Here is a 24630-nt window from a genome sequence, read left to right as displayed (position 1 = left end):
ACCCAGAGAACGGAGCGATCCCGTGCCCCAGCCGATGCTGTTCAACGCCTTCGACATGCTCGTCCCCGTCCACCAGTCCCCGGGGCTGTGGCGCCACCCGGACTCGCGGATCGCCGACTTCGACACGCTGGACTTCTGGACCGAGCTGTCGCGGACGGTGGAGGATGCCGGCTTCTCCTGCCTCTTCCTGGCCGACGTGCCCGGGGTCTACGACGTCTACGGCGGCAGCGGCGACGCCGCCGCGCGCGGCGGCGTCCAATACCCGCTGCTGGATCCGCAGGTGATCGTGCCGGCCCTGGCCGCGGCGACCACCCATCTGGGCTTCGGGGTGACCGCCTCGGTGACCTACGAGGCGCCGTACCTGCTCGCGCGGCGCTTCGCGACGCTGGACCACCTCGCCGGCGGCCGGGTGGCCTGGAACATCGTCACCAGCTACCAGGACTCGGCGGCGCGGAACCTGGGCATGCAGGGACAGATCCCGCACGACGAGCGCTACGACCGCGCCGACGAGTATATGGAGGTGATGTACGGGCTCTTCGAGCGCTCCGTCGAGGACGACGCGGTGGTCGCCGATGCCGAGCGCGGGGTCTTCGTGGATCCGGAGAAGGTCCACGACGTCGGCCACGAGGGCCGCTGGTTCTCCGTGCCCGGGCGCATGCTCACCCACCCGGGGCCGCAGCGCACTCCGCTGCTCTTCCAGGCCGGCTCCTCGGCCCGCGGACAGCAGTTCGCCGTCGACCATGCCGAGGCGATCTTCGCGATCACCTCGCGGCCGGAGAAGCTGGCCGATCAGGTCGCCGCCACGCGTGAGGAGCTCTCCGCCGCCGGCCGGGATCCCGGGTCGGTGCGCTTCTTCGCGATGGTCACCATCGTCGTCGGCGAGACTGAGGACCAGGCGCGGGCGCGGGTGGAGGAGTACCGCGAGCACGTCGACACCGAGGCCGCGCTGACGCTCTTCGGCGGCTGGACCGGCGTCGACCTCTCGGACCTGGCCGAGGACGACGTCATCGCCGATGTGCAGACCGAGGCCAACCAGTCGGCGCTGGCGATGTTCACCCGAGACCCGGAGCAGCGCTGGACGGTCCGCGACGCGGCGGAGTTCATCGCCATCGGCGGCCGCGGCCCGCTGATCGTCGGCGATCCCGCGCAGGTGGTGGACGAGCTGGAACGCTGGCGGGACGTCGCCGGCGTCGACGGCTTCAACGTCTCCGCGGCGGTGCGTCCGGCCGACTTCGAGCGGTTCCGCGACCTGGTGACCCCGGAGCTGCGGCGCCGCGGGCTGCTGGGCAAGCGGCCCGAGCAGCCGGTCACCCTGCGCGAGCAGCTCGGCGGCGAGGGGCCGCATCTGGCCGCCGACCACCCCGGCCGCCGCGGCTGAGCGGTCGGCGAGGCAGGAACCCTCACCGCGAGGCGCGGATCAGGAGCATGTCCGCCAGCGCCCCGGCCACATCACGGCCCGCGCCGACGGCGGGGACGTGATGCGGGATCAGCGAGGCGGTCGGCTCGACGTCGACCACGACCGCGCCGTCGGCGGAGCTCAGCCGCGGGGCCACCAGATCCGCAGCCCCGGCGCCGAGGCCGGGCATCGCGCCGACGGCGTCGGCGGCCATCTCGGCGAGCTCGTCGGCGAGCTCGTCGGTGACGTCGACGGGCAGCCCGCCGGCGTCCAGGCCGGCGGTCGCCGCCAGGATCCGCACCTCGCCGGCCTCCGGCACGGCGTCGGCGCGCAGGCCGGCCGCCTCCAGGGCCTCGTCGTCCAGGTGGGGCGTCCGCGGCGCGAGGATCGCATGGCCGCGGCGGCGGTCGGCCTCGCGCTCGAACAGCTCGCGCACCGTCGTGGAGCCGTCGCCGACGACGTGCAGCGGCACCCGGACGATCGCCGAGACGACCCGGTCGCCGACGACGAAGACCCGCAGGTCCAGACCGTCGTGGTGGGTCTCGAGCAGCAGGTTGAGATTGGCCCCGGGGCCGCGACGGCGCGCCTGCAGCGCGGGTCGCCAGGCGGCGCGCAGCTGGTCCTCGGTGCGCAGGCCGGTGGTGATCCCGGCGCCGGGGTGGCCGGCGACGGGCTTGAGCGTCGCGGGGCCGTCGAGCTCGGCGAGCTGCTCGCAGGCGGCGTCCAGCGCATCCGGGCCGTGCATCCGCCCGGCGGGCACCGGCACGTCGCGGACCCGCAGATGCCGCTTGGTCAGCCAGGCGTTGTCGCCGACGCGCCGGGCGTGGGCGCCGACCAGCGTGGTGACGCCGTCGCGCAGCCCGCCGACGACGATGCCGCCGAGCAGCAGGACCTGCTGGCCGTCGACCTCCTCGGTGCGCACTCCGCGGCGGCTCAGCGCCGCGCGGATCAGCTCGTCGTCGGTCGCCGGGCGCGGCACCGAGGCGACGGCCCCGGCGTCGCCGGCCAGGCGGTCGGCGATGAACTGTTCGACGGCATGCTCGCTCTCGTCGCGGGACGGCGCGGCGGCCGCCTCGTCCGGAGAGTCGGCGGAGGCGCCGGACTCCGCGTCGGCCTCCTCGGCGGCGTCGGCGGCGGAGGTGTCGCGGGCTGGGGGCGTGGAGCTGGCCATGCGCCCCAGGATAGCGCCCGGGCCGGGGTGGTCGCCGTCAGGCCGAAGTGCCGCCGCGCTCGGCGGGACGGCCGCCCTCGTCGGCCCAGTCGCCGCCCGTCTCCTCGGTGGAGAGTCCGGGATCGGAGACGACGTCGCCGCCGCCCTCGGCGCCGGCGGCCGTCGTGGTGGGGGAGGAGTCCGGGTCCCCGGGGTCCTCCCCGCCGGATCCCGCCGACGGCGAGGCGTCGGCCAGGTCGGCGTCGGCGGCCTCGCGCACGCGTTCCGCGGAGGTGCGCACCGCCTCGGCGGCGGCGTCGGCGGCCTTCCGCGCACCGGCGGCGACGTCCTGGGCGGTGCGGGCGGCGACGTCGGAGGCGCGGTTCACCTGCTCCTGGACCGTCGGATCGTTCCACGTCTCCGAGGCGGTGCGGCGGGCCCTGTCCAGGCTCTCTCCGCCGTTCTTCGAGCCGAGCACGTAGCCCACGGCCACGCCGACGCCCAGTGAGAACAGTCCCATGATGTGTTCCGTCCTTCCGTCACGACCGTCGTCGGGTCGGGTGGTCTGCAGCGCGGCCCGCGACCGGCGGTCGAAGGCCTCTGCGTCGAACCTACGGGGCGGAGCCGACGGTGTCACCAGTGCAGGACCCGGGCCCGTCCCTGACCTGTCCCTGACTCGTCCCTGACCCGCCCCCGCCCTCATCCCGCAGACTGACGTGCGCCGCGAGCCGCGCGCATAGAATGGCCGGGTCGATCGAGGATCGATGCCTGCTCGTCCGTCGAAGCGTCAGCGAGGTTCAAGCGCAGTGGCCGTAGAGAAGACCGACGAGAGCGATCCCGCCGCCCAGCGGTCGCCCGTCGATCCTGCCGCCCTGGAGGCCCGCGGGCTGAACTCTCTCCAGGTGGCCGAGCGTCAGCGGCTGCAGCTGGCCAACGTCCAGCCGCACACCACCTCGCGCTCGCTGCTGGAGATCCTGCGCACCCACCTGATGACGCTGTTCAACCTGATCATCGGCGCCTGCGCGCTGGTGATCATCCTGCTGGGCCGCTGGCTGGACCTGCTCTTCGCGATCTCCGCGGTGGCCAACGTGATCATCGGGCTCTTCCAGGAGTACAGCGCCAAGCGCAAGCTCGACGCCATCGCGCTGCTGCACCAGGACGACATCCACGTGCTGCGCGACGGCATGCTGGTGGAGATCCACCGCGAACACATCGTGCTCGACGACGTCGTCGAGCTGCGTCGCGGCGACCAGATCCCCGCCGACGGCGTGATGCTCTCCTCGGCAGGCCTGGACGTCGACGAGTCGATGCTCACCGGCGAGTCCGACGCGGTGCCCAAGCGCCGCGACGACCGCGTGCTCTCCGGCACCGCGGTGCTCGCCGGCTCCGGACGCTTCCAGGTCACCGCCGTCGGCGACTCCGCCCACGCCGTGCGGCTGGCCGCCGAGTCGAGGCGCTACCAGAAGATCAACTCCGAGCTGCGCCGGGCGCTGGAACGGGTCGCCTTCTGGCTGTCGATCGTGCTGCTGCCCATCGTCGCCGTCGTGCTCAACGGACAGATGCAGGCCTTCGGCGGCTGGGGCGAGGCCTGGCGCGACGGCCGGTGGCGCGAGGCGATGGTCACCGCCGTCTCCTCGGTGACGGCGATGATCCCCGCCGGGCTGGCGCTGATGACCACCATCGCCTTCGCCGTCGCGGCGGTGAAGCTCGCCCGGTCGCAGGTGCTGATCCAGGAGCAGCCGGCGGTGGAGATCCTCGCCCGCGTCGACGTCGTCGGCCTGGACAAGACCGGCACGCTCACCGACGGGACCATCGCCTTCCACGGCGCCGAGCCGCTGGACGCCGTCGGTCGTCCGACGCCGGCTCGGAGACGGTCGTCGACGGCGCTGGAGGGCACCGAGCCCTGGCAGCAGGTGCTGGCCTGGTTCGGCGCCGACGAGTCCGCCAACGCCACCGCCGCGGCGCTGAGCGGCCCCTTCCGCGCGCTGCCGCGCCACCGGGAGACCTCCCGGGTGCAGTTCTCCTCGGCGCGGCGTTGGTCGGCGGTGACCTTCGCCGACGACGCCGGGGAGCTGGCCGGCCACTGGGTGCTCGGCGCGCCCGAGCTGCTGCGTGCGCCGACGACCGCCGCCGGCGTCGCCGTCGACGAGCTGCTCGACCGCACCGAGGCGGTGGCCGACCGCGGGCTGCGCACGATGATCCTCGCCCACGCCCCGCTGCACGGGCCGGTGGTGCCCGGTGCGACCGGCGAGCTCGGACGCGGCGAGCGGCTGCCGGACGAGCTGCGGCCGGTGGCGCTGCTGACCTTCAAGGAGAACATCCGTCCCGACGCACGCTCCACGCTGGAGTACTTCTCCCGCCAGCACGTGGAGATGAAGGTGATCTCCGGCGACAGCCCGCGCACTGTGGCCGCCGTCGCCCGCGAGGTCGGCATGGAGGTGGCCGGCCACGGCGTCGACGCCTCCGAGCTGCCCGACGACCCCGAGGGGCTGCGCCGCGCGATGGCGGCCCACCAGGTCTTCGGGCGGGTCTCGCCCGAGCAGAAGCGAGCGATGGTCCAGGCGCTGCAGGCCAACGGCCACGTGGTCGCGATGACCGGCGATGGCGTCAACGACGCGCTGGCGCTGAAGAGTGCGGACCTGGGCATCTCGATGGGCAGCGGCGCCCCGGCGACCAAGGCCGTCTCGCGCATGGTGCTGCTCGACGGACGCTTCGACCGGCTGCCCGACGTCGTCTCCGAGGGGCGCAAGGTCATCGCCAACACCGAGCGCGTCGCCCATCTGTTCCTGACCAAGACGCTCTACGCGATCCTGCTGGGGCTGTTCTGCGGGCTGCTGTTCTGGGAGTTCCCGTTCCTGCCGCGGCAGTTCTCCACCGTGGACTTCCTGATGATCGGCTGCCCGGCCTTCTTCCTGGCCCTGATGCCCAACACCCGTCGTTACCGTCCCGGGTTCCTGCGACGATCGGTGCTGTTCTCGGTGCCGATGGCCGTGGCGATCTGTCTGGGCGTCATCGCCGTCAGCATCGCCGGACGCCTGCTCGACGAGCCCGCCTCCGCGGTGCAGACCGCCTCGACGCTGTGCCTGACGGTCATCGGGCTGTGGGTGCTGGCGGTGGCGCTGCGGCCGATGACCGCTCCGCGGATGATCCTGGTCGCGGCGATGTACGGACTGCTGGCGGTGGTCCTGCTGCTGCCGGTCTCCCAGCGGTATCACCTGTTCGAGATGCCCGGCCCGGAGCTGCTGGCGGCGGCCTTCGTCGCCTCCATCCTCGGCGCCGGCCTCGTCGAGGGCGCCTGGCGCCTCCACGAGCGGCACGTGGAGCAGGACCCGCTGGACCCGGCGCCCCGGTGAGCCCGAGCGCCGTGGGCCGGGCCGGCCTCAGTCGCCGGTGACCGCAACCAGCAGGTCCTCGCCGCTGGCCCCGACCTCGACGTCCAGGCCGAAGGTCACGTCGTGGCTCTCCTCGAGCGTCTCGCCGGAGTAGTAGTCCTGGGCGGTGAAGCTCACCGTCGCGGTCATCCGGTCCGCGCCCGTCACCGACCAGCCGTCGGGGCCGAAGGTCAGCGTGAGATCCTGCGCCTTCGGCATGCTCCATTCGATGGTGGAGGCCTCCACCCGGTTGGGCGTCTCCACGCCCATCGGGCAGCCCGAGGGCATCAGGACCGGCTGCTCGGCGCAGGAGGAGAGGTACGCCTCGACCTTCCGATGCATCGCCTCGGCCGCCGCCGAGGAGGCCTCCAGCTCGATCTCGATCTCCTCGGACGGCCCCGCCTCGCCGGAGCCGCTGGAGCCGCCGGAGCCGCCGTCGGCGTCCTGCGGGTCGAGGGCGAGCACCTGGCGGGCGGAGCCGGTCAGCCACTCGCTGTCCACGGCGACGTCGAGCACCGAGGGGGCGTAGGCGGCGAGCTCGGCGGTGTCCTCCTGCAGGTTCACCGGCTCGCCGTTGACCTCCACCTGGCCGATGCCCCCGGCTGAGGCGCCGGGGACGGAGAGCGAGACCTCGGCCAGCACCGCCGGGTCCAGCGCCCACTGGTCGAAGATGCCCCAGGCCTCGTCGGCCTTCTCCATCGGAAGCCGGGAGCGGTGCTCCTCGCCGTCGACGGTGAAGACCAGGTCGGCCGACCCGGAGCGCTCGACGACGCGCAGGTCCTCGATCTGCTCGGCGGAGCGCTCCAGCGTGGCGCCGTCCAGCAGCAGCGTGTCCAGCGAGCCGGCGGGCAGCCGCGGGTCTTCTCCCTCGCCGGTCTCGCCGGCGGCCTCGGGGACGTCGTCGAACTGTCCGAGGACGACCTCGCCCTCGCCGGCCTGGACGGCCTCCCACCACTGCTCGCCGAGCGCCTCGGTGGTGTAGACCTTCGTGTCGACGAGCCAGACGGCGAATCCGCCCAGCACCAGGGCGACGATCAGCGCGGCCGACCAGGCCGCCCATGCGATCACGGATCGGCCGGAACCGCTGGATCCGCCCGCGCCTCCCGCGGCGTCGTCCGCGGCGGGACGCTGCGGGTCCGCGGCGTGGGGATCATGCTGTCCGGGAAGGGTCATGGTGCTGGTGTGCCGCTCTCGTCGTGCGTGGGCGTCGGCGGCTGCGGCCGCGACGTCGGACCTGCGGCTCAGCCTAGCAACCGCGGGCGGCGCGTCCGGGCGGCGCGTCCGGGCGGCGGGGCCGTCGGCGGGCCGGTCCTGCGTCCGGGGCCGCTCGGTCGGTCCCGGCCTCACATCAGCAGCGCGGAGACGCCGATCATCGCCGGGATCGCCAGGACGGTGGTCACCAGCACGGTGTCCCGGGCGATGACCTCGCCGGATTCGTAGCGGATCGCGGAGACCAGCACGTTCTGCGCGCTGGGCAGCGAGGCCATCACGACGGCGGCCAGCAGGTCGTGGCCGTCGAGCCCGAAGACCAGGTGGGCGAACAGCCAGGCCAGCGTCGGGTGCAGCACCAGCTTCAGCAGCGAGGCCAGCACGACGTCGCGCCGTCGCCCGGCCTTCTTGTCCAGCGGACGGCTGCCCACCAGGGACAGCCCGAAGGAGAGCAGCATCAGCGGGATGGAGGCCCCGGCGACGGTCTCGATGGACTCGCGCACCGGACCCGGGAAGGACCAGTCCTGCCAGGAGAACAGCAGCCCGAGGATCGCGCCGATGATCATCGGGTTCATCAGCGACTGGCCGACGCTGCGCAGCACCGCGGTGCGCGGAGCGGGACGGACCCGGGCGCGGCTGCTCTGGCCGCCGGTCAGCCAGTCCATCGCGATGACGTAGACCGGCGTGTAGAGCGCCAGCTGGAACATCACGATCGGCGCGGCGAAGGCGACGTCGCCGAGGACGTAGGCGGCGATCGGGAAGCCGAGGTTCGCCGAGTTCACCAGCGAGGCGCTCATTCCGCCGATCATCCGCTCGCCGCCGGTGCGGCGGGCGGCGATGAGCCGATTCAGCAGCAGGCCGACGATCAGCGTGGCGAAGGCGCCCAGCGCGGCGATGAGGAACTGCGGACCCAGCACCGCGTGCAGCGAGGCGTCGGCGACGGTGGTGAACAGCAGGCAGGGCGAGGCCACGAAGAAGGCCACGCGGGAGAGCACCACGCGGGACTCGGCGCCGAGGAGGCCGAAGCGGCCGATCAGGAAGCCGGCGCCGATGACCAGCCAGATGACGATGAAGCCGGAGAAGACGGCCGCCATGCTGCCTGCCTCCTCTCCGCTCCGGGCTGCTCATCGTGCCGGGGCGGGGCGATGGGGCCCGGTCCCGACCCGGGTGATTCTACGCCCGTCGGCGGGCGGGCGGCGGGGATGACGTGGAGCGGGCCGGAGGAGGGCGGCGCGCGGGTCCAGACACAGATCGAGTGGGCGGTCTGTCGAGGTCCCGGATCCCGCATCGGGAAGAAACCTCGACAGGCCGCCCACTCGATGGAAGAGGGGGCAGGAGCCTCAGCTCACTGCTGCTGCTCGCCCTCTCCCTCGGCCTCGGCGGCCGGGGTGAGGAAGTCCTCGCGGATGCGGTCGACGCCCTCGGCGGAGATCTGGAAACCGTGCTCCTGGCCGGCGTCGATGATGATGCCGGCGCCGGAGAGCGACTGCACCACGGCGACGCCGGGGGCGTCGACGGCGTGCGGGGCGTGCTCGGAGTACTCCTCCGGAATGATGTCGGTGGCGCTGAAGAGCGCGATCAGCGGGTTGCCCTCGTTGTCCTGCAACGTCAGCGGGTTCACCGAGCTGGTCTCGTCGGAGATCTCGTGGGGGCTCAGGAAGTAGACCGAGCTGGTCAGGAACGCGCGGATGATGTCGCCGGGCTGGGCCTCGCCGTCCTTGCCGGCGATCAGCACCTCCTGCAGCGACTGCTGGGGGGCGGCGCCCTCGGGGTTCTCGTCGGGAGTCTGGGCGTCGGAGTTCTGGGGAGTCTCGCTCATCCCTCCACGCGATCACGCCGAGCGCCGTGTTGCCAAGTCGGGGCGTCCGTGCGACGCCGCCGCGCGGGGCGGCGCTGGTACTCTCGGCGTCGTGCTGCTTTCCGACCGAGACATCCGCGCCGAGCTGGCCGCCGACCGCATCCGCCTGGATCCGCTCGACGAGTCGCTGATCCAGCCCTCCAGCGTCGACGTGCGCCTGGAGCGGATGTTCCGGCTCTTCGACAACCACAAGTACGCCCACATCGACCCCTCGGTGCAGCAGCCCGACCTCACCCGGCTGGTGGAGGTCGACCCCGACGAGCCGTTCATGCTCCACCCCGGCGAATTCGTCCTGGGCGCCACCTATGAGCAGGTCTCCCTGCCCGAGGACGTCGCCGCCCGGCTGGAGGGCAAGTCCTCGCTGGGGCGGCTGGGGCTGCTGACCCACTCCACCGCCGGATTCATCGACCCCGGCTTCTCCGGGCAGGTCACCCTGGAGCTGTCGAACATGGCCACGCTGCCCATCAAGCTGTGGCCGGGCTCGAAGATCGGCCAGCTCTGCTTCTTCCGGCTGACCTCGCCGGCCGAGCACGGCTACGGCACGCAGGCTCACCAGTCCCGCTACCAGGGCCAGCGCGGACCGACGGCCTCGCGAAGCCACGAGAACTTCCACCGCACGATCATCCAATGATCCCGCCTTCCCCGAGGCGATGACTCCGTGGAAGGTGCGGGAATACACGTTCTTTCCCACACCTTCCGCGGAGTCATCGCGGTGAGCGGGCCTGCGAGCTGGCCGGGGCGCGCACCGGCAGGATCAGCAGAAGTCCGATCAGCAGCACGGCGGTGATCCCCAGGACGCCGAAGATCGTCGCGCCGGTGGTCGCGACCAGGACCGTCCACGCCAGCGACGACATCCAGCTCGCCGCCCGTCCGGTGGTCGCATAGAGCCCGAAGATCTCGCCCTCGCGTCCCGACGGGGTGATCCGGGCCAGGAACGAGCGGCCGGCCGACTGGGCCGGTCCCACGCAGGCGGTGAGCGTCAGACCGCCGATCCAGAAGACCAGCTGCCCGCGGTCGGCCAGCGCGAAGACCGCCAGTCCGGCGACCACCATCACGATCAGCGCGACGACGATGAGCACCTTCGGCCCGAAGCGATCGTCGAAGCGCCCGGCGAGGATGGTGGAGACTCCGGCGATGAGGTTGGCGGCGATCCCGAAGGCCACCAGCTGGAGGACGTCGAAGCCGAAGACCTGCGCGCCGATGATCGCCCCGAAGGTGAACACGCCGCTGAGGCCGTCGCGGTAGACCGCACTGGCCAGCAGGAACCAGAACGTGCTGCGCGTCGCCGGAGTCCTGTAGAGCCCGACGACGTCCCGGACCAGCAGCCTGTAGCCGGCCAGGATGCCCGCGCGCCGCTCCGGCCGGCCCTGCGGAGCCGGCTCCGGAACGTTCAGGAACACCGGCAGGGTGAAGACGATCGCCCACACGGCGCAGCCGAGGGCGACCAGCCGGAACGGCACGCCGTCGTCGGAGGGCACCCCGAACCAGTCGGCGACGTAGAAGACCGCCACCAGCACCAGCATCGTGACGCCGCCGAGATAGCCGAAGCCCCAGCCGAGTCCGGAGAGACGGCCGACGTCGCCCGGCCGCGCGATGCTGGTTAGCAGCGCGTTGTTGTTCACCCCGGCGATCTCGCCGAGGACCGTGCCGGCGGAGATGAGCGCGACGGCGAACCAGAAGTATGCCGGCGCCGGCTCGGCGAACCACAGCCCGAGCATGCAGCCGATCGTGCCCACGGTGCCGATCCCCAGCCAGAGTTTCTGACGCCCTCGGGCGTCGGCGCGCTGGCCCAGCAGCGGAGCGACCAGCAGGATGAGCAGTCCGGCGATCGTCGTCCCGGCCCCGAGGCCGCCGGCGAGATCGGCCAGCGCGCGCTCCTTGGCCGGGGCGTCATCGTCGAGGGCCTGCAGCTCCGCCGGCAGGAACGCATCGGTGGTCAGGTACAGGGCGGTGAAGACGAAGGTCAGGATGACCGTGTTGAACGGCTGCATCCCCCAGTCCCACAGCGCCCACGACAGGATCCTGGACCGCGTCGCCGCGGTCCGTCGGGAGGAGTCCCCGAGGCTGAACCTGGTCTCGGAGGAGCCGCCGGACGGCGCGGAGGGGGAGCTCATGCTCAGCATCGTATCGGCGCGCCCGCCTCCCGGACAGGGGCGTCCCGGAACCGGCGACGACGGCGTCGTCCCCCGTCACACCGGGGTTCGGCCCTGAGCCCGACGCGCGGCGCGTGTTAAGCTGGGCGAGTCCCTCGCAGTGCGGCTGACGGGGTCCCTGAGGTCGCACGCGTCCCGCCCCCGCGCCGTCGGCGCACGAGCCGAGGAAGGACGCCGCCCATGCTGACCCTGCTCGCCGCGCTGTTCGCCGCGAGCCTCGTGGTCCCCTGGGTCATGCGCCGCCTCGGCCGAGCCACCTTCCATCTGCTGGCCCTGCTGCTCGCCGTCGCGCTGACGGTGCTGCTGGTGCGCACGCTGCCGCCGGTGCTCGACGCCGACCAGGCCGCCGTCGTCGGTCCGCGCGCCCCGCCGGTCCAGGTCACCGAGTGGATCCCCGACCTCGGTGTGGACATCGCGCTGCGCGCCGATGTGCTGAGCCTGGTCATGGCGCTGCTGATCCTCGGCGTCGGCGCGCTGGTGATGGTCTACTGCGCCCGCTATTTCAGCTCCGCCGACCGCAGCGCCGGCCCCTTCGCCGCCGAGCTGCTGGCCTTCGCCGCGGCCATGCTCGGCCTGGTGCTCAGCGACGACCTGATCATGCTCTTCATCTTCTGGGAGCTGACCACGGTGCTGTCCTTCCTGCTGATCGGCCACGCTTCGCACCGCATCGTCGCGCGCCGCTCGGCGATCCAGGCGCTGGTGGTCACCACCTTCGGCGGGCTGGCGATGCTGGTCGGGCTGGTGCTGCTGGGAGAGCTGGCCGGCACCTACCGGCTCTCCGAGATCCTCGCCGCCGCCGGGGCCGGACAGGCCGGCGACGTCGCCCAGCTCTCCGGGGCCGGCGTCGACGTCGCGGTGCTGCTGCTCCTGGTCGGCGCGGTCACCAAGTCTGCGCTGGTCCCCTTCCACTTCTGGCTGCCGGCGGCGATGGCCGCCCCCACCCCCGTCTCGGCGTATCTGCACGCCGCGGCGATGGTGAAGGCCGGCGTCTTCCTCGTCGCCCGGCTGGCCCCGGGCTTCCACGACACCGCCTTCTGGGATCCGACGGTGATCGTCCTCGGCCTGCTGACGCTGATCATCGGCGCCTGGCGCTCGCTGCGGCAGACGGACCTGAAGCTGGTCCTGGCCTACGGCACGGTCTCGCAGCTGGGCCTGCTGGTGCTGGTCAACGGCCTGGGCACCGCCGAGGCGGCGCTGGCCGGGGTCGCGATGCTGCTGGCCCACGGACTGTTCAAGGCCGCGCTGTTCATGGTCGTCGGCATCATCGACCATGAGACCGGCACCCGCGATCTGCGCCAGCTCTCCGGCCTCGGCCGCGCGCAGCCGGCACTGCTGGTGACCGCAGTCCTCGCCGCGGCCTCGATGGCCGGCATCCCGCCCCTGGTCGGCTTCGTCGCCAAGGAGTCGGCGCTGGAGTCGATGGTCGCCGTCGGCGGCTGGCTCGGCTGGACGGTCGCGGCCGGCGTCGCGCTGGGATCGGGGCTGACCGTGGCCTACAGCGCCCGCTTCCTCTGGGGAGCCTTCGCGACCAAGCCCGGCATGGAGACCACCCCGACCGGCCGGCTCGGCATCGTCTTCCTGGCCGCGCCGGCGGCGCTGGCCCTCCTCGGGCTGCTGCTGGGGCCGGTCCCGCGGCCGATCGGTCTGCTGGGCGGGCCGGTCAGCGCGCTCTCCGGAGCCGGCGAGGAGACGACGGCCGAGCTGGCGCTGTGGCACGGGCTGACCCCCGGACTCGGACTCTCGGCGGCGGCCTGGCTGCTCGGCGCCGGCCTCTTCCTGCTGAGCCGGCGCGACGTCGACTGGCCGGGACGGGTGCCGCGGCGGCTGGAGGCCGAGCGCACCTATCGCGGTCTGGTGCGCGGGCTGGACGCGCTGGCGGTCCGACTGACCTCGAAGACCCAGCGCGGCTCGCTGGGCTTCTACCTGTTCATCATCCTGACCGTGGCCACGCTGGTTCCGCTGAGCGTGCTGCTGCTGGCCGGCCACCGGGTGCCCGCCGACTGGATCCTCGCCGAGGACCCGCTGCAGGTGGTGCTGGCGGTGGTGGTCCTCGCCGGTGCGGTCGGCGCCGTGCGCGCCCCTAAGCGCTTCATGGCGGTGCTGCTCGTCTCGCTGTGCGGCTTCGGCTCGGCGGGGATCTTCGCCCTGCAGGGCTCGCCGGACCTGGCGCTGACCATCCTGCTGGTGGAGTCGGCGGTGCTGGTGGTCTTCGTGCTGGCGCTGCGCATGCTGCCCGCCGGCATCTGGACGCAGAACCCCACCGGCTTCCGCACCGCCCGCGCGCTGCTGGGCGCCGCCTTCGGGCTGGTGATGATGGCCGCCGTCGCCGTCGGCCTCGCCGCGCGCTCGGCGGACCCGGTCTCGGTGGAGTTCCCCTGGCTCGCCCACGACGTCGGTCACGGCGCCAACATCGTCAACGTCACGCTGGTCGACATCCGCGCCTGGGACACCTTCGGCGAGATCACGGTGCTGGCCTCGGCGGCGACCGGCGTCGCCTCGCTGATCTTCGTGCAGCGCCGCGACGTGCGACGGCGCAGTCTCCACGAGGTCCCCACCGGATCGGTGGGGCGCGTGGTCGACGACGCCGAGCTCTCCCCGCAGCACGCCCAGGAGCTGCGCGTGGCCCGCTCCTTCGCGACCGTCGCCCGCGAGGCCTGGCTGGTGGCGGGCCGCACCGTGGCCCCGGAGCACCGCTCGATCGTCTTCGAGGTGGTCACCCGGCTGCTGTTCCACGCGATCATCCTGCTCTCGGTCTACCTGCTGCTGGCCGGGCACAACGACCCCGGCGGCGGGTTCGCCGGCGGCCTGCTCGTCGGGCTGGCGCTGATGCTGCGCTACCTGGCCGGCGGCCGCTACGAGCTGGAGGCCGCCGTGCCGTTCAGCGCCAGCGCACTGATGGGCTGGGGGATGACCGTCGCCTGCGCCTCGGGACTGATGCCGCTGCTGGTGGACGGCCAGCTCTTCCAATCGGCCTACGTCGAGCTGACGATGCCGCTGCTCGGCGAGCATGCGCTGGTGTCCTCGGTGGTCTTCGACGTCGGGGTCTACCTGGTGGTCGCCGGGCTGATCCTGGACATCCTGCGCAGCCTGGGCGCGGAGATCGACGTGCGGTCCGAGCAGCAGAGCCTGGCCGAGGCCTCGCGGCTGCGCCGCCGCGGGCGCATGGCCTCGGCCTGGGCCGGGATGGGGGACTGAGCCATGACGATCAATCTGACGCTGCTGGTGCTGATGGGCGCGCTCTTCGCCGTCGGCGTCCACCTGCTGCTGGAGCGCTCGCTGACCCGCGTGCTGCTGGGCATCATCCTGATCTCCAACGGGGTGAACCTGCTGATGCTGCAGACCGCCGGCCGGGCCGGACTGGCGCCGATCGTCCGCGGCGACGCCGGCTTCGAGGACATGCTGGACCCGTTGCCGCAGGCGCTGGTGCTCACCGCCATCGTGATCTCCTTCGCGCTGACCAGCCTGATGCTGGCGCTGATCTACCGCTCCTGGGCGCTGGCGCGGCAGGACGAGGTCGCCGACGACGAGGAGGATCGTCGCGTGGCCGCCCAGCCCGTCCACGACCCGGAGGAGGACTCCGACGTGCCCGCCGAGACCAGCGAGTTCTCCGAGGCCGACCCTGCGGACCCGCACCAGGCCCGCCAGCGCGGCCGGCTGCTGAATCCGCAGGCCGGCCGGGACGCGACCGCCGGCGGCGCGGTGGAGGACCAGCTGCGCCGCGGGCTGCACGAACCCGACGACGACGCAGGGGCTCGCGGGCGAGCGGCGGAGCCCGACGCCGGTTCTGCCGACGGTTCCTCCGACGGCCCGCCCCGCCGTGGAAGGAGGCGCTGACATGGACGGCGATCTGGCCTCCCTCATCCCGCTGGCGGTGCTGCTGCCGGTGCTCGGCGCGGGCTTCGGCTTCGCCTTCTACCGCCAGCAGACCACCCAGCGCGCCGTCACTCTGGGCACGCTGACGCTGACCGTGGTGCTGGAGATCGTGCTGCTGGCCGACGTCTGGCAGGGCGGGGCGCAGGCGGTCCATCTGGCCGGCTGGCCGGCGCCCTTCGGCATCGCGATGGTCATCGACCGGTTCTCCGCGCTGATGCTGGTGGTCTCGTCGATCATCACGCTGGCAGTGCTGCTCTATGCGGTCGGGCAGGGCGCCGCGGCCGAGGAGCGGCGCGACGACGGTCCGGTGTCGATCTTCTACCCGACGTATCTGATCCTGGTCGCCGGCGTCTCCAACGCCTTCCTGGCCGGGGACCTGTTCAACCTCTACGTCGGCTTCGAGATCTTCCTGACCGCCTCCTACGTGCTGCTCACCCTCGGCGGCGGCGAGGCGCGGATCCGGGCCGGAGTGACCTACGTGGTCGTCTCCATCGTCTCCTCGCTGCTCTTCCTGATCACCATCGGGGTCATCTATGCGGCCACCGGCACGGTGAACCTGGCGGATCTGGCGTTGGCGCTGGGCGAGCTGGACCGCGGCATGCAGCTGCTGCTGCATGTGATGCTGCTGGTCGGCTTCGGGATCAAGGCCGCGGTCTTCCCGCTGGCCTTCTGGCTGCCGGACTCCTACCCGACGGCGCCGGCGCCGGTGACCGCGGTCTTCGCCGGCCTGCTGACCAAGGTCGGCATCTACTCGATCATCCGCACCGAGACGCTGCTCTTCCCCGGCGAACGGCTGAACACCGCGCTGATGATCGTCGCACTGCTGACCATGCTCGTCGGGATCCTGGGCGCGCTGGCGCAGAGCGACGTCAAACGCATGCTCTCCTTCACGCTCACCAGCCACATCGGCTATCTGGTCTTCGGGCTCTCGCTGCTGTCGATCACCGGGATGTCGGCGACGATCTACTACGTCGCCCACCACATCACCATCCAGACCACGCTGTTCCTGGTCACCGGGCTGATCGAGCGCCGGTCCGGGACCTCGGCGGTGGACCGGCTGGGCGGGCTGGCGAAGATCTCCCCGGTGCTGGCGGTGCTGTTCTTCCTGCCGGCGATGAATCTGGCCGGCATCCCGCCGTTCAGCGGCTTCATCGGCAAGCTCGGGATGATCCAGGGCGGCGTCGCGGAGAACACCGCGATCGCCTGGACGCTGGTGGTCGGCTCGGTGGTCACCTCGCTGCTGACGCTGCTGGCGCTGGCCCGCATCTGGGCCCGGGCGTTCTGGCGCCGCGCCGAGGACGCCGACGACCCCGACCCGCTGCTGATGTCGAAGACGCTGGCCCACGCGCGGGCGGCCAACAAGCGGCTGCTGCCGACGTCGATGACGGTTCCGACGGCGCTGCTGGTCGGGCTCTCGCTGGCCTTCACCGTCTTCGCCGGCCCGCTGCTGAGCTTCTCCCGGGCGGCGGCGCAGGACATGTACGAGCGCACCCCCTATCTCGAGGCGGTGCTGGGCGAGGAGCGCGTCGACGGCGTCCGGGCCGAGCTGCGCGAGCTGGCCGCGCAGGTCGACGGCCTCGAGACCGGCGACGGCGGCGCGGAGGAGCACGCTCCGGTGCACACCTCGGTGGAGCCGCGCGACGCCGAGCAGCTGGAGTCCGACGACGCCGCCGACGGCCACGCGGACGACGCCGCGTCCGGTGCCGGCGATGGTGCCGGCGACGGTGCCGGGTCCGGTGCCGGCGATGATGCCGGCGACGAGGCAGGAGGTGAGTCCCGATGAGGCGACCGAGGACCCCGCTGCGGCTGGAGATGCCGCTGATCGCCTTCCTGGCGTTCCTTTGGATGGCGGTCTGGCGCGACTTCACGCTCGGCACGCTGCTGGTCGGTCTGGTGCTCGGCACGGTGATCGTGCGGGTGTTCTACCTGCCGCCGCTGCGCGGCACGGGGCGCTTCAACCTGTTCTGGTGGGCGGTCTTCGCCGGGCGCTTCCTGGGGCGGATGGTGGCCGCCTCCTTCCAAGTGGCCTGGCTGGCCGTCGTCCGCGGCCCCCGGGTGCGCAGCGCGATCGTGGCGGTGCAGCTGCGCAGCCACGACGATTTCCTCGTCACGATGGTCGGCCACGCCGTCGCGCTGGTGCCGGGCTCGCTGGTGCTCGACGTCGACCGCACGACCACCACGCTCTACCTGCACTGCCTGGACTTCCGCGGCCCGGAGGACATCGAACAGGTGCGCCGCTCGGTGCTGCGCGACGAGGCGCTGCTCATCCGCGCCGGCGGGACGCCGTCGGATCTGGCGGGGATCCGCGCCGAGAAGCGCCTGGGGCGCACGCCCGGGCTCAGCCCCGCCGAGCTGCGGGCGCATCCGCCGATCGCCGGGTCCGCCGCCCGGTGCGCTGCACTGGGCGACGTCGACGCGTCCGGAGGAGGGAGGTCCTGATGCTGGAGACTGCGCTGCTGATCACCCAGGCGCTGCTGGGCGCCGCCGTGCTCTGTGCGGTGGTCCGCGTCTTCCGCGGCCCGTCGGTGCTCGACCGGGTCATCGCCGTCGACGTGACCCTGCTGGTGGTCTCCTCGATGCTGCTGGTGGACATGATCGCCCGCGACCACCGGGACTTCGTGCTCTTCGTCATCGCCGGGGCGATGATCGGCTTCCTCGGCGCCGTCGCGATCGCCCGCTTCATCCCGGTGCGCCGCCATGAGCAGGTCGCCCGGCCGGATCCGGCCGCGGCCGCCGCGGGGGAGACCCGGACGGCCGGGACGGCGCGGACGGCGGGGGCCGAGCCCTCGCGGCCGACGTCGGAGGCCGTCGGCGACGAGGACCCGGCGACGTCGTGGTTCACCGCCCTGGCCCGCTCGCGGCGCGAGGAGCAGCGGCGGGCCCGCGCGCGGCAGGACCACGACGAGGACCACGACGAGGGCCATGGCGACCCCGAGGGCGCAGGCCGTGACGGCGCGGATCGGCGGGAGGAGGAGCGATGAGCGAGCTGGCCCCGATCCTCGACGGCGTCGCGGCGGTGTTCCTGGTGATCGGCGGGCTGATGTCGCTGGCCGCCGGCGTCGGGCTGCTGCGCTTCCCGGACCTGCACTCGCGGATGCACGCGGCCACCAAGCCGCAGGTGCTCGGGCTGCTGATGTTCGTGCTGGCCGCCGCGCTGACCTGGCGCAGCTGGGAGCTGATCGCCATCGCGCTGCTGACCTGGGGCGTGCAGATCCTCACCGCACCGGTCAGCGCCCATATGGTCGGCCGGGCCGGGTACCGGAGCCGGCACGTGCGGCGCGACGCGCTCGTCGTCGACGAGCTGGCGCGCGCCGTCGACCGCATCGCCCGCGAGGACACCTCGCGCCCGGAGCTCGACGAGGACCGGCCGAGCTCCTGACGGCCCCGCCGACGCCCGGGCCAGGAGGCACCGACGTCATCGAGTGGCCGCCGGTGACGAGAGTTCTGCGCCTGACGAGGGGATCGGCGGCCGATTCGTCGTCATCGGCGGCCACTCGATGCCGGGCGGGAGCCGCGGAAAGCCCCTCAGACCTCCGAAGGGTCCTTGGCGGCGCCCTTGATCTTCCGCATCGAGGCCTTCGCTCCGCGCTGGGAGAGGACCTGCACCCCGGCGGAGACCGCCGCGGAGCTCACCGCGAAGATCAGCGCCTTCTGCAGCGAGATGTCCTCGTCCTCCGAACTCTTCGGCGTCTCCTCGCCGGTGGCCTGCTTCCATGCGAACTCGAACGCCTTCGTGGCCGCGAAGCCCCCGGCCAGCGAAATCCCGGTGGTCAGCAGCTTGTCCATGATCTTGTCCATCGGCACTCCTCGCGGGTCGGTCTCTGTGCGCGCCCGGCCGCCGCCGCGCGGATCGCGGGCGGCCGACCTCGTCCCCAGCCTAGCCCAGGCGCCGCAGGCTTGGCCGCCGCCCGGCCCTCTCCCCGCCGCGGCGCCGGTGAGGTACGGTGGGGCACGTCATTCGAGACACGACAGGGGAGCGCCCCTCGGCACGCACGTGCCGGAAGGCGCTGAGAGTGGGCTGAAGGCCCAGACCCTCGAACCTGATCAGGCCAGCACCTGCGAAGGAAGTCGAGACTCGTCCTCGGATGCCGGATCGCCGACGACGGCGGCATCAGTCCGCGCACCTGCGGTCCTGCCGCACCGTCGTCCCCGGCTCCCTCCTGCGTGCTCGTGGTCCATCACTGTGACGACCAGGGAGCATCATGAGCAGCACCGACGCCTCGAAGGCATCGAAGAAGGATCCGCAGCGGGCCGCCGCGACGCCGTCGCCGACCACCCGGAGCGCGAAGACGACCCGCTGGTCGGTCTCCGACATCGTGGTCGCCTCCACCCTCGCCGTCGCCGCCGGCGTCATCTTCTGGGGCTGGAACCTCAGCTACCAGGTCATCGGGGGCCTCTTCGCCGCCTATCCGCCCATGGCCACCATCGTGCACGGCATGTGGCTCTTCCCCGGCGTGCTCGGCGCGCTGATCATCCGCAAGCCCGGCGCGGCGATCTACTGTGAGCTCGTTGCCGCCGTCGTCTCCGCCCTGCTGGGCTCGCAATGGGGACTGACCGTGCTCTCCTCGGGCTTCGTGCAGGGTCTGGGCGCGGAGCTGATCTTCCTGGCCTTCCTCTACCGCCGCTTCACCCTCGACACCGCCGTGCTCGCCGGTGCGCTCTCGGGCTTCTTCGGCGGGGCCACCTACCACTGGATCATCCCGATGTACGCCTATGCGCCGCTGGAGACCGCCGTCCACATCGGCTGCTTCACCCTCTCCGGAGCGATCATCGCCGGAGCGCTGATGTGGGTCGCGACGCGTGGGCTGGCCGCGACCTCGGTGCTCGGCCCGCTGGCCTCGCGGCGCGCCCACCGTGAGCCGGTCGTCGGCTCCGGAGCGGGCCGATGAGCGCGACGCCGACGCCGCGCGGGACCGTCGACGACGGGCGGGCCGGGACCGCGCCGAGCGATTCCGCACCGTTCGCCCCCGCCCCGATCGCTGATGCACCGATCGCTGATGCACCGATCGCTGATGCACCGATTGATGATGCGCCGTCGGCGGCCGGCACATCACCGCACCCGGCCGGCGCCGAGGTCCGGGCCGAGGGCTGGACCTTCCAGCACGCCGACCGTCCGGCCCCGGCGCTGGAGGATCTGGATCTGCACGTCGCCCCGGGGGAGAAGGTCCTGCTGGCCGGCCCCTCGGGGCGGGGAAGTCCACGCTGCTGCACGGGCTCGCCGGGGTCCTCCACGACGAGGACGCCGTGTCCGCCGGTGCGCTGCGGATCGACGGCGCCGCTCCCGACACCGCCCGCGGCCGGGCCGGCCTGATGCAGCAGGATCCCGAGTCGCAGGTGGTGCTCTCCCGCATCGGCGACGACGTCGCCTTCGCCGCGGAGAACCTCGCCGTGGAACGGGGCGAGATCTGGGAGCGGGTGCGTGAGGCGCTCGACGCCGTCGGGCTCGGCCCCGGCGGCCCCGGCGGCCCCGGCGGGACGGGCGCGACGGCCGCCCGGATGCTCGACCATCCCACCGCCCAGCTCTCCGGCGGGCAGAAGCAGCGGCTCGCGCTGGCCGGGATCCTGACGATGCGTCCGAGGCTGCTGCTCCTCGACGAGCCGACGGCGAACCTCGACCCGGCCGGCGTCGTCCAGGTCCGCGACGCGGTCCTCGCCGCCGCCGAGGCCACCGGGGCGACGCTGATCGTCGTCGAGCACCGGCTGGGCGTCTGGGCCGAGCACTTCGACACGCTGGTCGTGCTCGAGACCGGCGGCGGCGTGGCGCGCCGGGTCGATGCGGCGCGCATCGCCGACGACGAGCCCCTGCGCGACGAGCTGGCCGCCATGGGGCTCTGGGTCCCCGGCATGCCCCCGCAGCTGCCGTCGTGGTCGCCGCGCCGTGGCGATGTCGTCGACCCGGCGCCGTCCGGACACGACGGCGAGGAGCTGCTGTCCGCCGAGGCGCTCGCCGTCGACCGCACCGCCCCGCGCCGGGGCCGAAGCGACGGTCGACGGCACGGTCGACGGCGCGGTCCGCGCGCCGGATCGGCGCCTCGGCCGGTGCTGGACGGTGTGGACCTGACGCTGCGCCGCGGCCGGGCACTGGGGCTGACCGGACGCAACGGCACGGGGAAGTCCACGCTGCTGCTCAGCCTGGCCGGGCTGCTGCCGCTCCACGGCGGCCGGGTGATCGCCGGGGCGGGGCTGATAGGCGGTGCCGGCAGTGCCGGGGAGGCGGCCGGCGCTCCCGGCGCCGCGGGCGGCCGGAATCGGCTGGGCGAGGACCCGGGCGGTTGGCGCGCGGCCGATCTGGTCGCCCGCCTCGGGGTGGTCTTCCAGGAGCCCGAGCACCAGTTCGTCCGTCCCACCGTCCACGAGGAGCTGGCCCTCGGCGCGCGCCAGGCCCGCCGTCCGGGCACCGAGGACCCGCTGTTCACCGAGGAGCAGGTCGCCGCCCGGGTCGCCGAGCTGCTCGAGCGCCTGCGGCTCACCGAGCTGGCCGATGCCAATCCCTTCACCCTCTCCGGCGGGGAGAAGCGCCGGCTGTCAGTGGGCACGGTGCTCTCCGCCGGTCCGGCGGTGCTGCTGCTCGACGAACCGACCTTCGGCCAGGACGCCCACACCTTCGCGGAGCTGGTCCGGCTGCTGCGCGAGCACCTCGACGCCGGCGGCGCGCTCATCGCGGTGACCCACGACGCCGCCTTCCTGCAGGCCCTGGACGCCGAGGAGCTGCGTCTCGGCGAGCCGGCGGGAGGGGCGCGGGAGGACGACGCCGAGGCATCCGAGATCTCCGGCGACGTCGCGCCGTCGTCGTCCGGCCGCCGGGCCGCCCCCGCCCGCGAGCCCGCCTCCGGCTCCACCGTCCCGATGCTCTCCGGCGTCCGCAGCGAGTCGTTCCTGGGCCGCCGCGGCGCGCTGGCCAAGCTCGCCGCCGTGCTGCTGGTGACCGTCGCCCTGGTGGCGACGATGGACTGGGTCAGCTCGGCGGTGGTGATCGCCGCGGGCCTGCTGCTCGTCCCGGCCGCCGGGCTGCGGCTCGGACAGTTCCTGAGGCGCCTGTGGCCCTTCGCCGTCGGCGCCGTCGTCGCCGTCTGGGGGACCGCCGTCGCCGCCGAGGCGTCCGGCGAGACGCTGCTGGACCTGGGCTTCACCACGGTCTCCGCCGGCTCGCTGGAGCTCGGCGTGGCCATGGGCGCCCGCGCGCTGGCCATCGTGATCCCCTCGGTGCTGGTCTTCTCGACCACCGACCCCACGGATCTCGCCGACGGGCTGGCCCAGCAGCTGCGGCTGCCGGCGCGCTTCGTCCTCGGTGCGCTGGCGGCGATGCGGCTGCTGGGCCTGCTGGCCCAGCACTGGACGACGATCGGCCATGCCCGCCGGGCCCGCGGCATCGGCGCCCACGGCGGCCTCGTCGCCCGGATCGGGGCGACGCTCTCGCAGGCCTTCGGGCTGCTGGTGCAGGCGATCCGCATCGCCACCCGCCTGGCGGTCACCATGGAGTCCCGCGGCTTCGGCGCCGGGCCGCGCACCTGGGCGCGGCCCGCGCGCACCGACGCGGCCGACGTCGGACTGATCCTCGGCGGGCTGGCGCTCGCCGCGGCGGCCACGGCGGTCTCGATCGGCGTCGGGGCGTGGAACCCGGTGTGGTGAGGCGGTCCGCGGGCCCGCGCCGACGACGGAGACACCGTGCCTTCGAGCGGGCTCAGGGGTGGGAGGCGGGTGGAAGACGCGCGACGGCGAGCAGCCCGCCCGTCGGCCTCGCGCTCAGCTCGAGGGTCCCTCCGTGGGCCTCGACGATGCGCCGGGCGATGGCCAGGCCGAGTCCCGCGCCGGTGTGGTCCCAACTCGATGCGAGGGAGGAGCCGTCGCCGGCGGGCGAGGTGCTGCGGGATCGTCCGGCACCGCGCTGGAACGGTTCGGCGAGCACGGCGACGTGCGCCGGGGACAGGAGCTCCCCGGTGTTCTCCACTGTCAGCACCGTGGACGGGCTCGCACCGTCGTCCTCTGGCGCCGTGCGGAGGACGACCCGACCCTCGGAGGGCAGGTTGTGCACGATGGCGTTCTGCACCAGATTGGCGGCCAGCTGCGTCAGCAGAGTCTCTGAGCCCGCCGTCGGCGCGGCGTCGGCGACCACCTCGAGATGCGCTCCGCGACGTTCGGCCAGCGGCAGCAGGTCCTCGGCGACCTCTTCGGCGATCAGCGAGAGCTCCACCGGCCGCATGTCGAAGGTGCCCTGCTCGGCCCGGCTGAGCAGCAGCAGCGCCTCGGTCAACTCGACGGCACGGTCGTTGACGGCCCGGAGCCTGTCGATCAGCTCCCCGCCGCCGCGGTCCGGATCATCCCGGGCGACGTCGAGCAGCATCCGTGTGGTCGCCAGCGGAGTGCGCAGCTCGTGGGAGGCGTTGGCCGCGAAGCGCCTCTGCTCGGCGACATGAGACTCGATCCGCGCCATCATGGTGTCGAAGGCGTCGGCGAGCTCGCGGAACTCGTCCTGGCGGCCCGCCAGGGCGATGCGATGGGCCAGCGAGCCGTCGGCCGCCGCCCGGGTGGCCTCGGTGATGCGGTCCAGCGGCCTCAGCATCCGGCCGGCGAGGATCCAGCCGCCCGCCAGCCCGATGACCAGCAGGAATGTCAGCGCCGCGAGAGCGGCCGGGGCGAAGGCTTCGACGAGATCGGAGCGAGCCGGGACGAACCCGCCCTGCGAGCGGATCGTGCGATCCGGTACATAGCGCAGCAGGAACACCCACACGACGGCCAGGAGCAGTCCTCCGGCCAGCACCAGGAATCCCGCGTAGCTGAGCGTCAGCCGTACCCGCACGCTCATCCCCGGCGGTCTTTTCATGGGGCGCTCCGCCCGCCGGCGCCGGGGTCGTCGCCCGGGCCCTCCGCCGCGGACATGTCGATGCGGTACCCCACTCCGGGCACCGTCGCGATCACCCAGGGCTCCCCGAGCCGGCGCCGCAGTGCGGAGACGGTGATCCGCACCGCATTGGTGAAGGGATCGGCGTTCTCGTCCCAGGCCCGCTCCAGCAGCTCCTCGGCGCCGACGACGCCGCCCTGGGCTCTCAGCAGCACCTCCAGCACCGCGAACTGCTTGCGGGTGAGGGCCACATGGCGGCCTCCGCGGAAGACCTCGCGACGGAACGGATCGAGCCGCAGCCCGGCGCCCTCGAGCACGGGTGGTCTGGGGTCCCGGCGTCGGCGGGCCAGGGCTCGCAGGCGCAGTACCAGCTCCTTCAGCTCGAACGGCTTGGTGAGATAGTCATCGGCGCCGAGCTCGAACCCGGAGGTCTTGTCGTCCAATCGGTCGGCGGCGGTCAGCATGAGGATGGGCGTCCCGGACCCGGAGTCCACGATCCGACGGGCGACCTCGTCGCCCGACGGGCCGGGGATGTCACGGTCGAGGACCACCAGTTCGTAGGTGGTGAGATCCAGCAGCTCCAGTGCGGAGTCTCCGTCTCCGGCGACGTCGGCCGCCATGGCCTCGCGACGCAGTCCCTGCTGGACGGCCTCGGCGAGGTAGGGCTCGTCCTCGACGATCAGTACGCGCATCACCGGCAGTCTACGCAGGCCTGCATATCGTCGGCGTATGCGGATCCGCATACGCTGTGACAACACGGGGACCGATGGGCTGGGGCCAT

Annotated in this window: 20 protein-coding genes and 1 riboswitch; of the genes, 11 read left to right on the top strand and 9 right to left on the bottom strand. The window is 73.0% G+C overall.

Features of this window, described 5'->3' with window-relative positions; genetic code table 11:
* Window positions 1-22: 22 nt before the first annotated feature.
* Window positions 23-1378 carry an LLM class flavin-dependent oxidoreductase gene (locus tag GU5_RS0108310; protein ID WP_010525124.1) on the top strand — a complete coding sequence of 452 codons (1356 nt, stop codon included), beginning with the start codon at window positions 23-25 and terminating at the stop codon, window positions 1376-1378.
* A 22-nt stretch (window positions 1379-1400) separates the two neighbouring features.
* Here the strand turns inward: GU5_RS0108310 and GU5_RS0108305 are convergent, their stop codons facing one another.
* Window positions 1401-2567, bottom strand: coding sequence for a hypothetical protein (locus GU5_RS0108305; protein ID WP_010525123.1), 1167 nt, complete (start codon window positions 2565-2567; stop codon window positions 1401-1403).
* 37 nt (window positions 2568-2604) lie between these two features.
* Window positions 2605-3066, bottom strand: coding sequence for a hypothetical protein (locus GU5_RS0108300; RefSeq protein WP_010525122.1), 462 nt, complete (start codon window positions 3064-3066; stop codon window positions 2605-2607).
* A gap of 286 nt (window positions 3067-3352) precedes the next feature.
* On the opposite strand from GU5_RS0108300, the gene GU5_RS0108295 reads away from it, so the two are divergent.
* Entirely contained in the window at window positions 3353-5899 is a 2547-nt protein-coding gene (locus GU5_RS0108295) for an HAD-IC family P-type ATPase (protein ID WP_010525121.1), read from the top strand.
* 27 nt (window positions 5900-5926) lie between these two features.
* Here the strand turns inward: GU5_RS0108295 and GU5_RS0108290 are convergent, their stop codons facing one another.
* The 3 genes from GU5_RS0108290 to GU5_RS0108280 form a co-directional block, all read right to left on the bottom strand.
* Window positions 5927-7090 carry a hypothetical protein gene (locus GU5_RS0108290; RefSeq protein ID WP_010525120.1) on the bottom strand — a complete coding sequence of 388 codons (1164 nt, stop codon included), beginning with the start codon at window positions 7088-7090 and terminating at the stop codon, window positions 5927-5929.
* 170 nt (window positions 7091-7260) lie between these two features.
* Entirely contained in the window at window positions 7261-8220 is a 960-nt protein-coding gene (locus GU5_RS0108285; protein WP_010525119.1) for an AEC family transporter, read from the bottom strand.
* A 251-nt stretch (window positions 8221-8471) separates the two neighbouring features.
* Complete coding sequence (locus GU5_RS0108280) at window positions 8472-8945, bottom strand: SseB family protein (protein WP_010525118.1); 474 nt, start codon at window positions 8943-8945, stop codon at window positions 8472-8474.
* 91 nt (window positions 8946-9036) lie between these two features.
* Here GU5_RS0108280 and dcd point away from each other — a divergent pair, with 91 nt between their 5' ends.
* A complete protein-coding gene (gene dcd / locus GU5_RS0108275) occupies window positions 9037-9615 on the top strand; it encodes a dCTP deaminase (protein ID WP_010525117.1) in 579 nt (192 codons plus the stop codon).
* 73 nt (window positions 9616-9688) lie between these two features.
* Here the strand turns inward: dcd and GU5_RS0108270 are convergent, their stop codons facing one another.
* Window positions 9689-11098 (bottom strand): MFS transporter, encoded by a 1410-nt coding sequence (locus tag GU5_RS0108270; RefSeq protein WP_237704698.1) that lies wholly within the window; start codon window positions 11096-11098, stop codon window positions 9689-9691.
* 219 nt (window positions 11099-11317) lie between these two features.
* Here GU5_RS0108270 and GU5_RS0108265 point away from each other — a divergent pair, with 219 nt between their 5' ends.
* Genes GU5_RS0108265 through mnhG form a run of 6 tightly spaced genes read left to right on the top strand, consistent with a single transcriptional unit; the run spans window position 11318 to window position 18389 of the window.
* Window positions 11318-14332, top strand: coding sequence for a Na+/H+ antiporter subunit A (locus GU5_RS0108265; RefSeq protein WP_010525115.1), 3015 nt, complete (start codon window positions 11318-11320; stop codon window positions 14330-14332).
* Between the two features lie 3 nt (window positions 14333-14335).
* The gene (locus GU5_RS14795; protein ID WP_010525114.1) at window positions 14336-14971 is read left to right on the top strand and encodes a Na(+)/H(+) antiporter subunit C; all 636 of its coding nucleotides are present in this window, start codon (window positions 14336-14338) and stop codon (window positions 14969-14971) included.
* A gap of 1 nt (window position 14972) precedes the next feature.
* Entirely contained in the window at window positions 14973-16793 is a 1821-nt protein-coding gene (locus GU5_RS0108255) for a Na+/H+ antiporter subunit D (RefSeq protein WP_010525113.1), read from the top strand.
* Window positions 16790-17449: a Na+/H+ antiporter subunit E gene (locus GU5_RS0108250; protein WP_083830415.1), complete on the top strand. Its 660-nt coding sequence runs from the start codon at window positions 16790-16792 to the stop codon at window positions 17447-17449. Before GU5_RS0108255 ends, GU5_RS0108250 begins: the two co-directional genes overlap by 4 nt.
* The gene (locus GU5_RS16360; RefSeq protein ID WP_010525111.1) at window positions 17449-17991 is read left to right on the top strand and encodes a monovalent cation/H+ antiporter complex subunit F; all 543 of its coding nucleotides are present in this window, start codon (window positions 17449-17451) and stop codon (window positions 17989-17991) included. Before GU5_RS0108250 ends, GU5_RS16360 begins: the two co-directional genes overlap by 1 nt.
* A complete protein-coding gene (gene mnhG, locus GU5_RS0108240; RefSeq protein ID WP_010525110.1) occupies window positions 17988-18389 on the top strand; it encodes a monovalent cation/H(+) antiporter subunit G in 402 nt (133 codons plus the stop codon). The genes GU5_RS16360 and mnhG overlap by 4 nt, the downstream gene beginning before the upstream one ends.
* A gap of 146 nt (window positions 18390-18535) precedes the next feature.
* On the opposite strand, the gene GU5_RS14785 is transcribed toward mnhG, so the two are convergent.
* Window positions 18536-18808 carry a DUF4235 domain-containing protein gene (locus GU5_RS14785; RefSeq protein ID WP_010525109.1) on the bottom strand — a complete coding sequence of 91 codons (273 nt, stop codon included), beginning with the start codon at window positions 18806-18808 and terminating at the stop codon, window positions 18536-18538.
* 162 nt (window positions 18809-18970) lie between these two features.
* Window positions 18971-19094, top strand: a riboswitch (TPP riboswitch).
* A gap of 118 nt (window positions 19095-19212) precedes the next feature.
* Here GU5_RS14785 and GU5_RS0108230 point away from each other — a divergent pair.
* Both GU5_RS0108230 and GU5_RS17895 read left to right on the top strand, forming a co-directional pair.
* Window positions 19213-19899, top strand: a complete 687-nt coding sequence (locus tag GU5_RS0108230) for an ECF transporter S component (RefSeq protein WP_010525108.1) — start codon at window positions 19213-19215, stop codon at window positions 19897-19899.
* 355 nt (window positions 19900-20254) lie between these two features.
* Window positions 20255-22639, top strand: a complete 2385-nt coding sequence (locus GU5_RS17895) for an ATP-binding cassette domain-containing protein (protein WP_010525106.1) — start codon at window positions 20255-20257, stop codon at window positions 22637-22639.
* Window positions 22640-22691: 52 nt separating this feature from the next.
* Here GU5_RS17895 and GU5_RS0108220 read toward each other — a convergent pair whose 3' ends face one another.
* Window positions 22692-23813 (bottom strand): HAMP domain-containing sensor histidine kinase, encoded by a 1122-nt coding sequence (locus GU5_RS0108220; RefSeq protein ID WP_010525105.1) that lies wholly within the window; start codon window positions 23811-23813, stop codon window positions 22692-22694.
* A gap of 14 nt (window positions 23814-23827) precedes the next feature.
* Entirely contained in the window at window positions 23828-24541 is a 714-nt protein-coding gene (locus tag GU5_RS0108215; protein ID WP_010525104.1) for a response regulator transcription factor, read from the bottom strand.
* Window positions 24542-24630: the final 89 nt, after the last annotated feature.

This window comes from Nesterenkonia sp. F, assembly GCF_000220985.1.
GTDB lineage: Bacteria > Actinomycetota > Actinomycetes > Actinomycetales > Micrococcaceae > Nesterenkonia.
The sequence above is the reverse complement of the archived record's forward strand: the minus strand, read 5'-3'. Positions and strand labels throughout refer to the sequence as shown.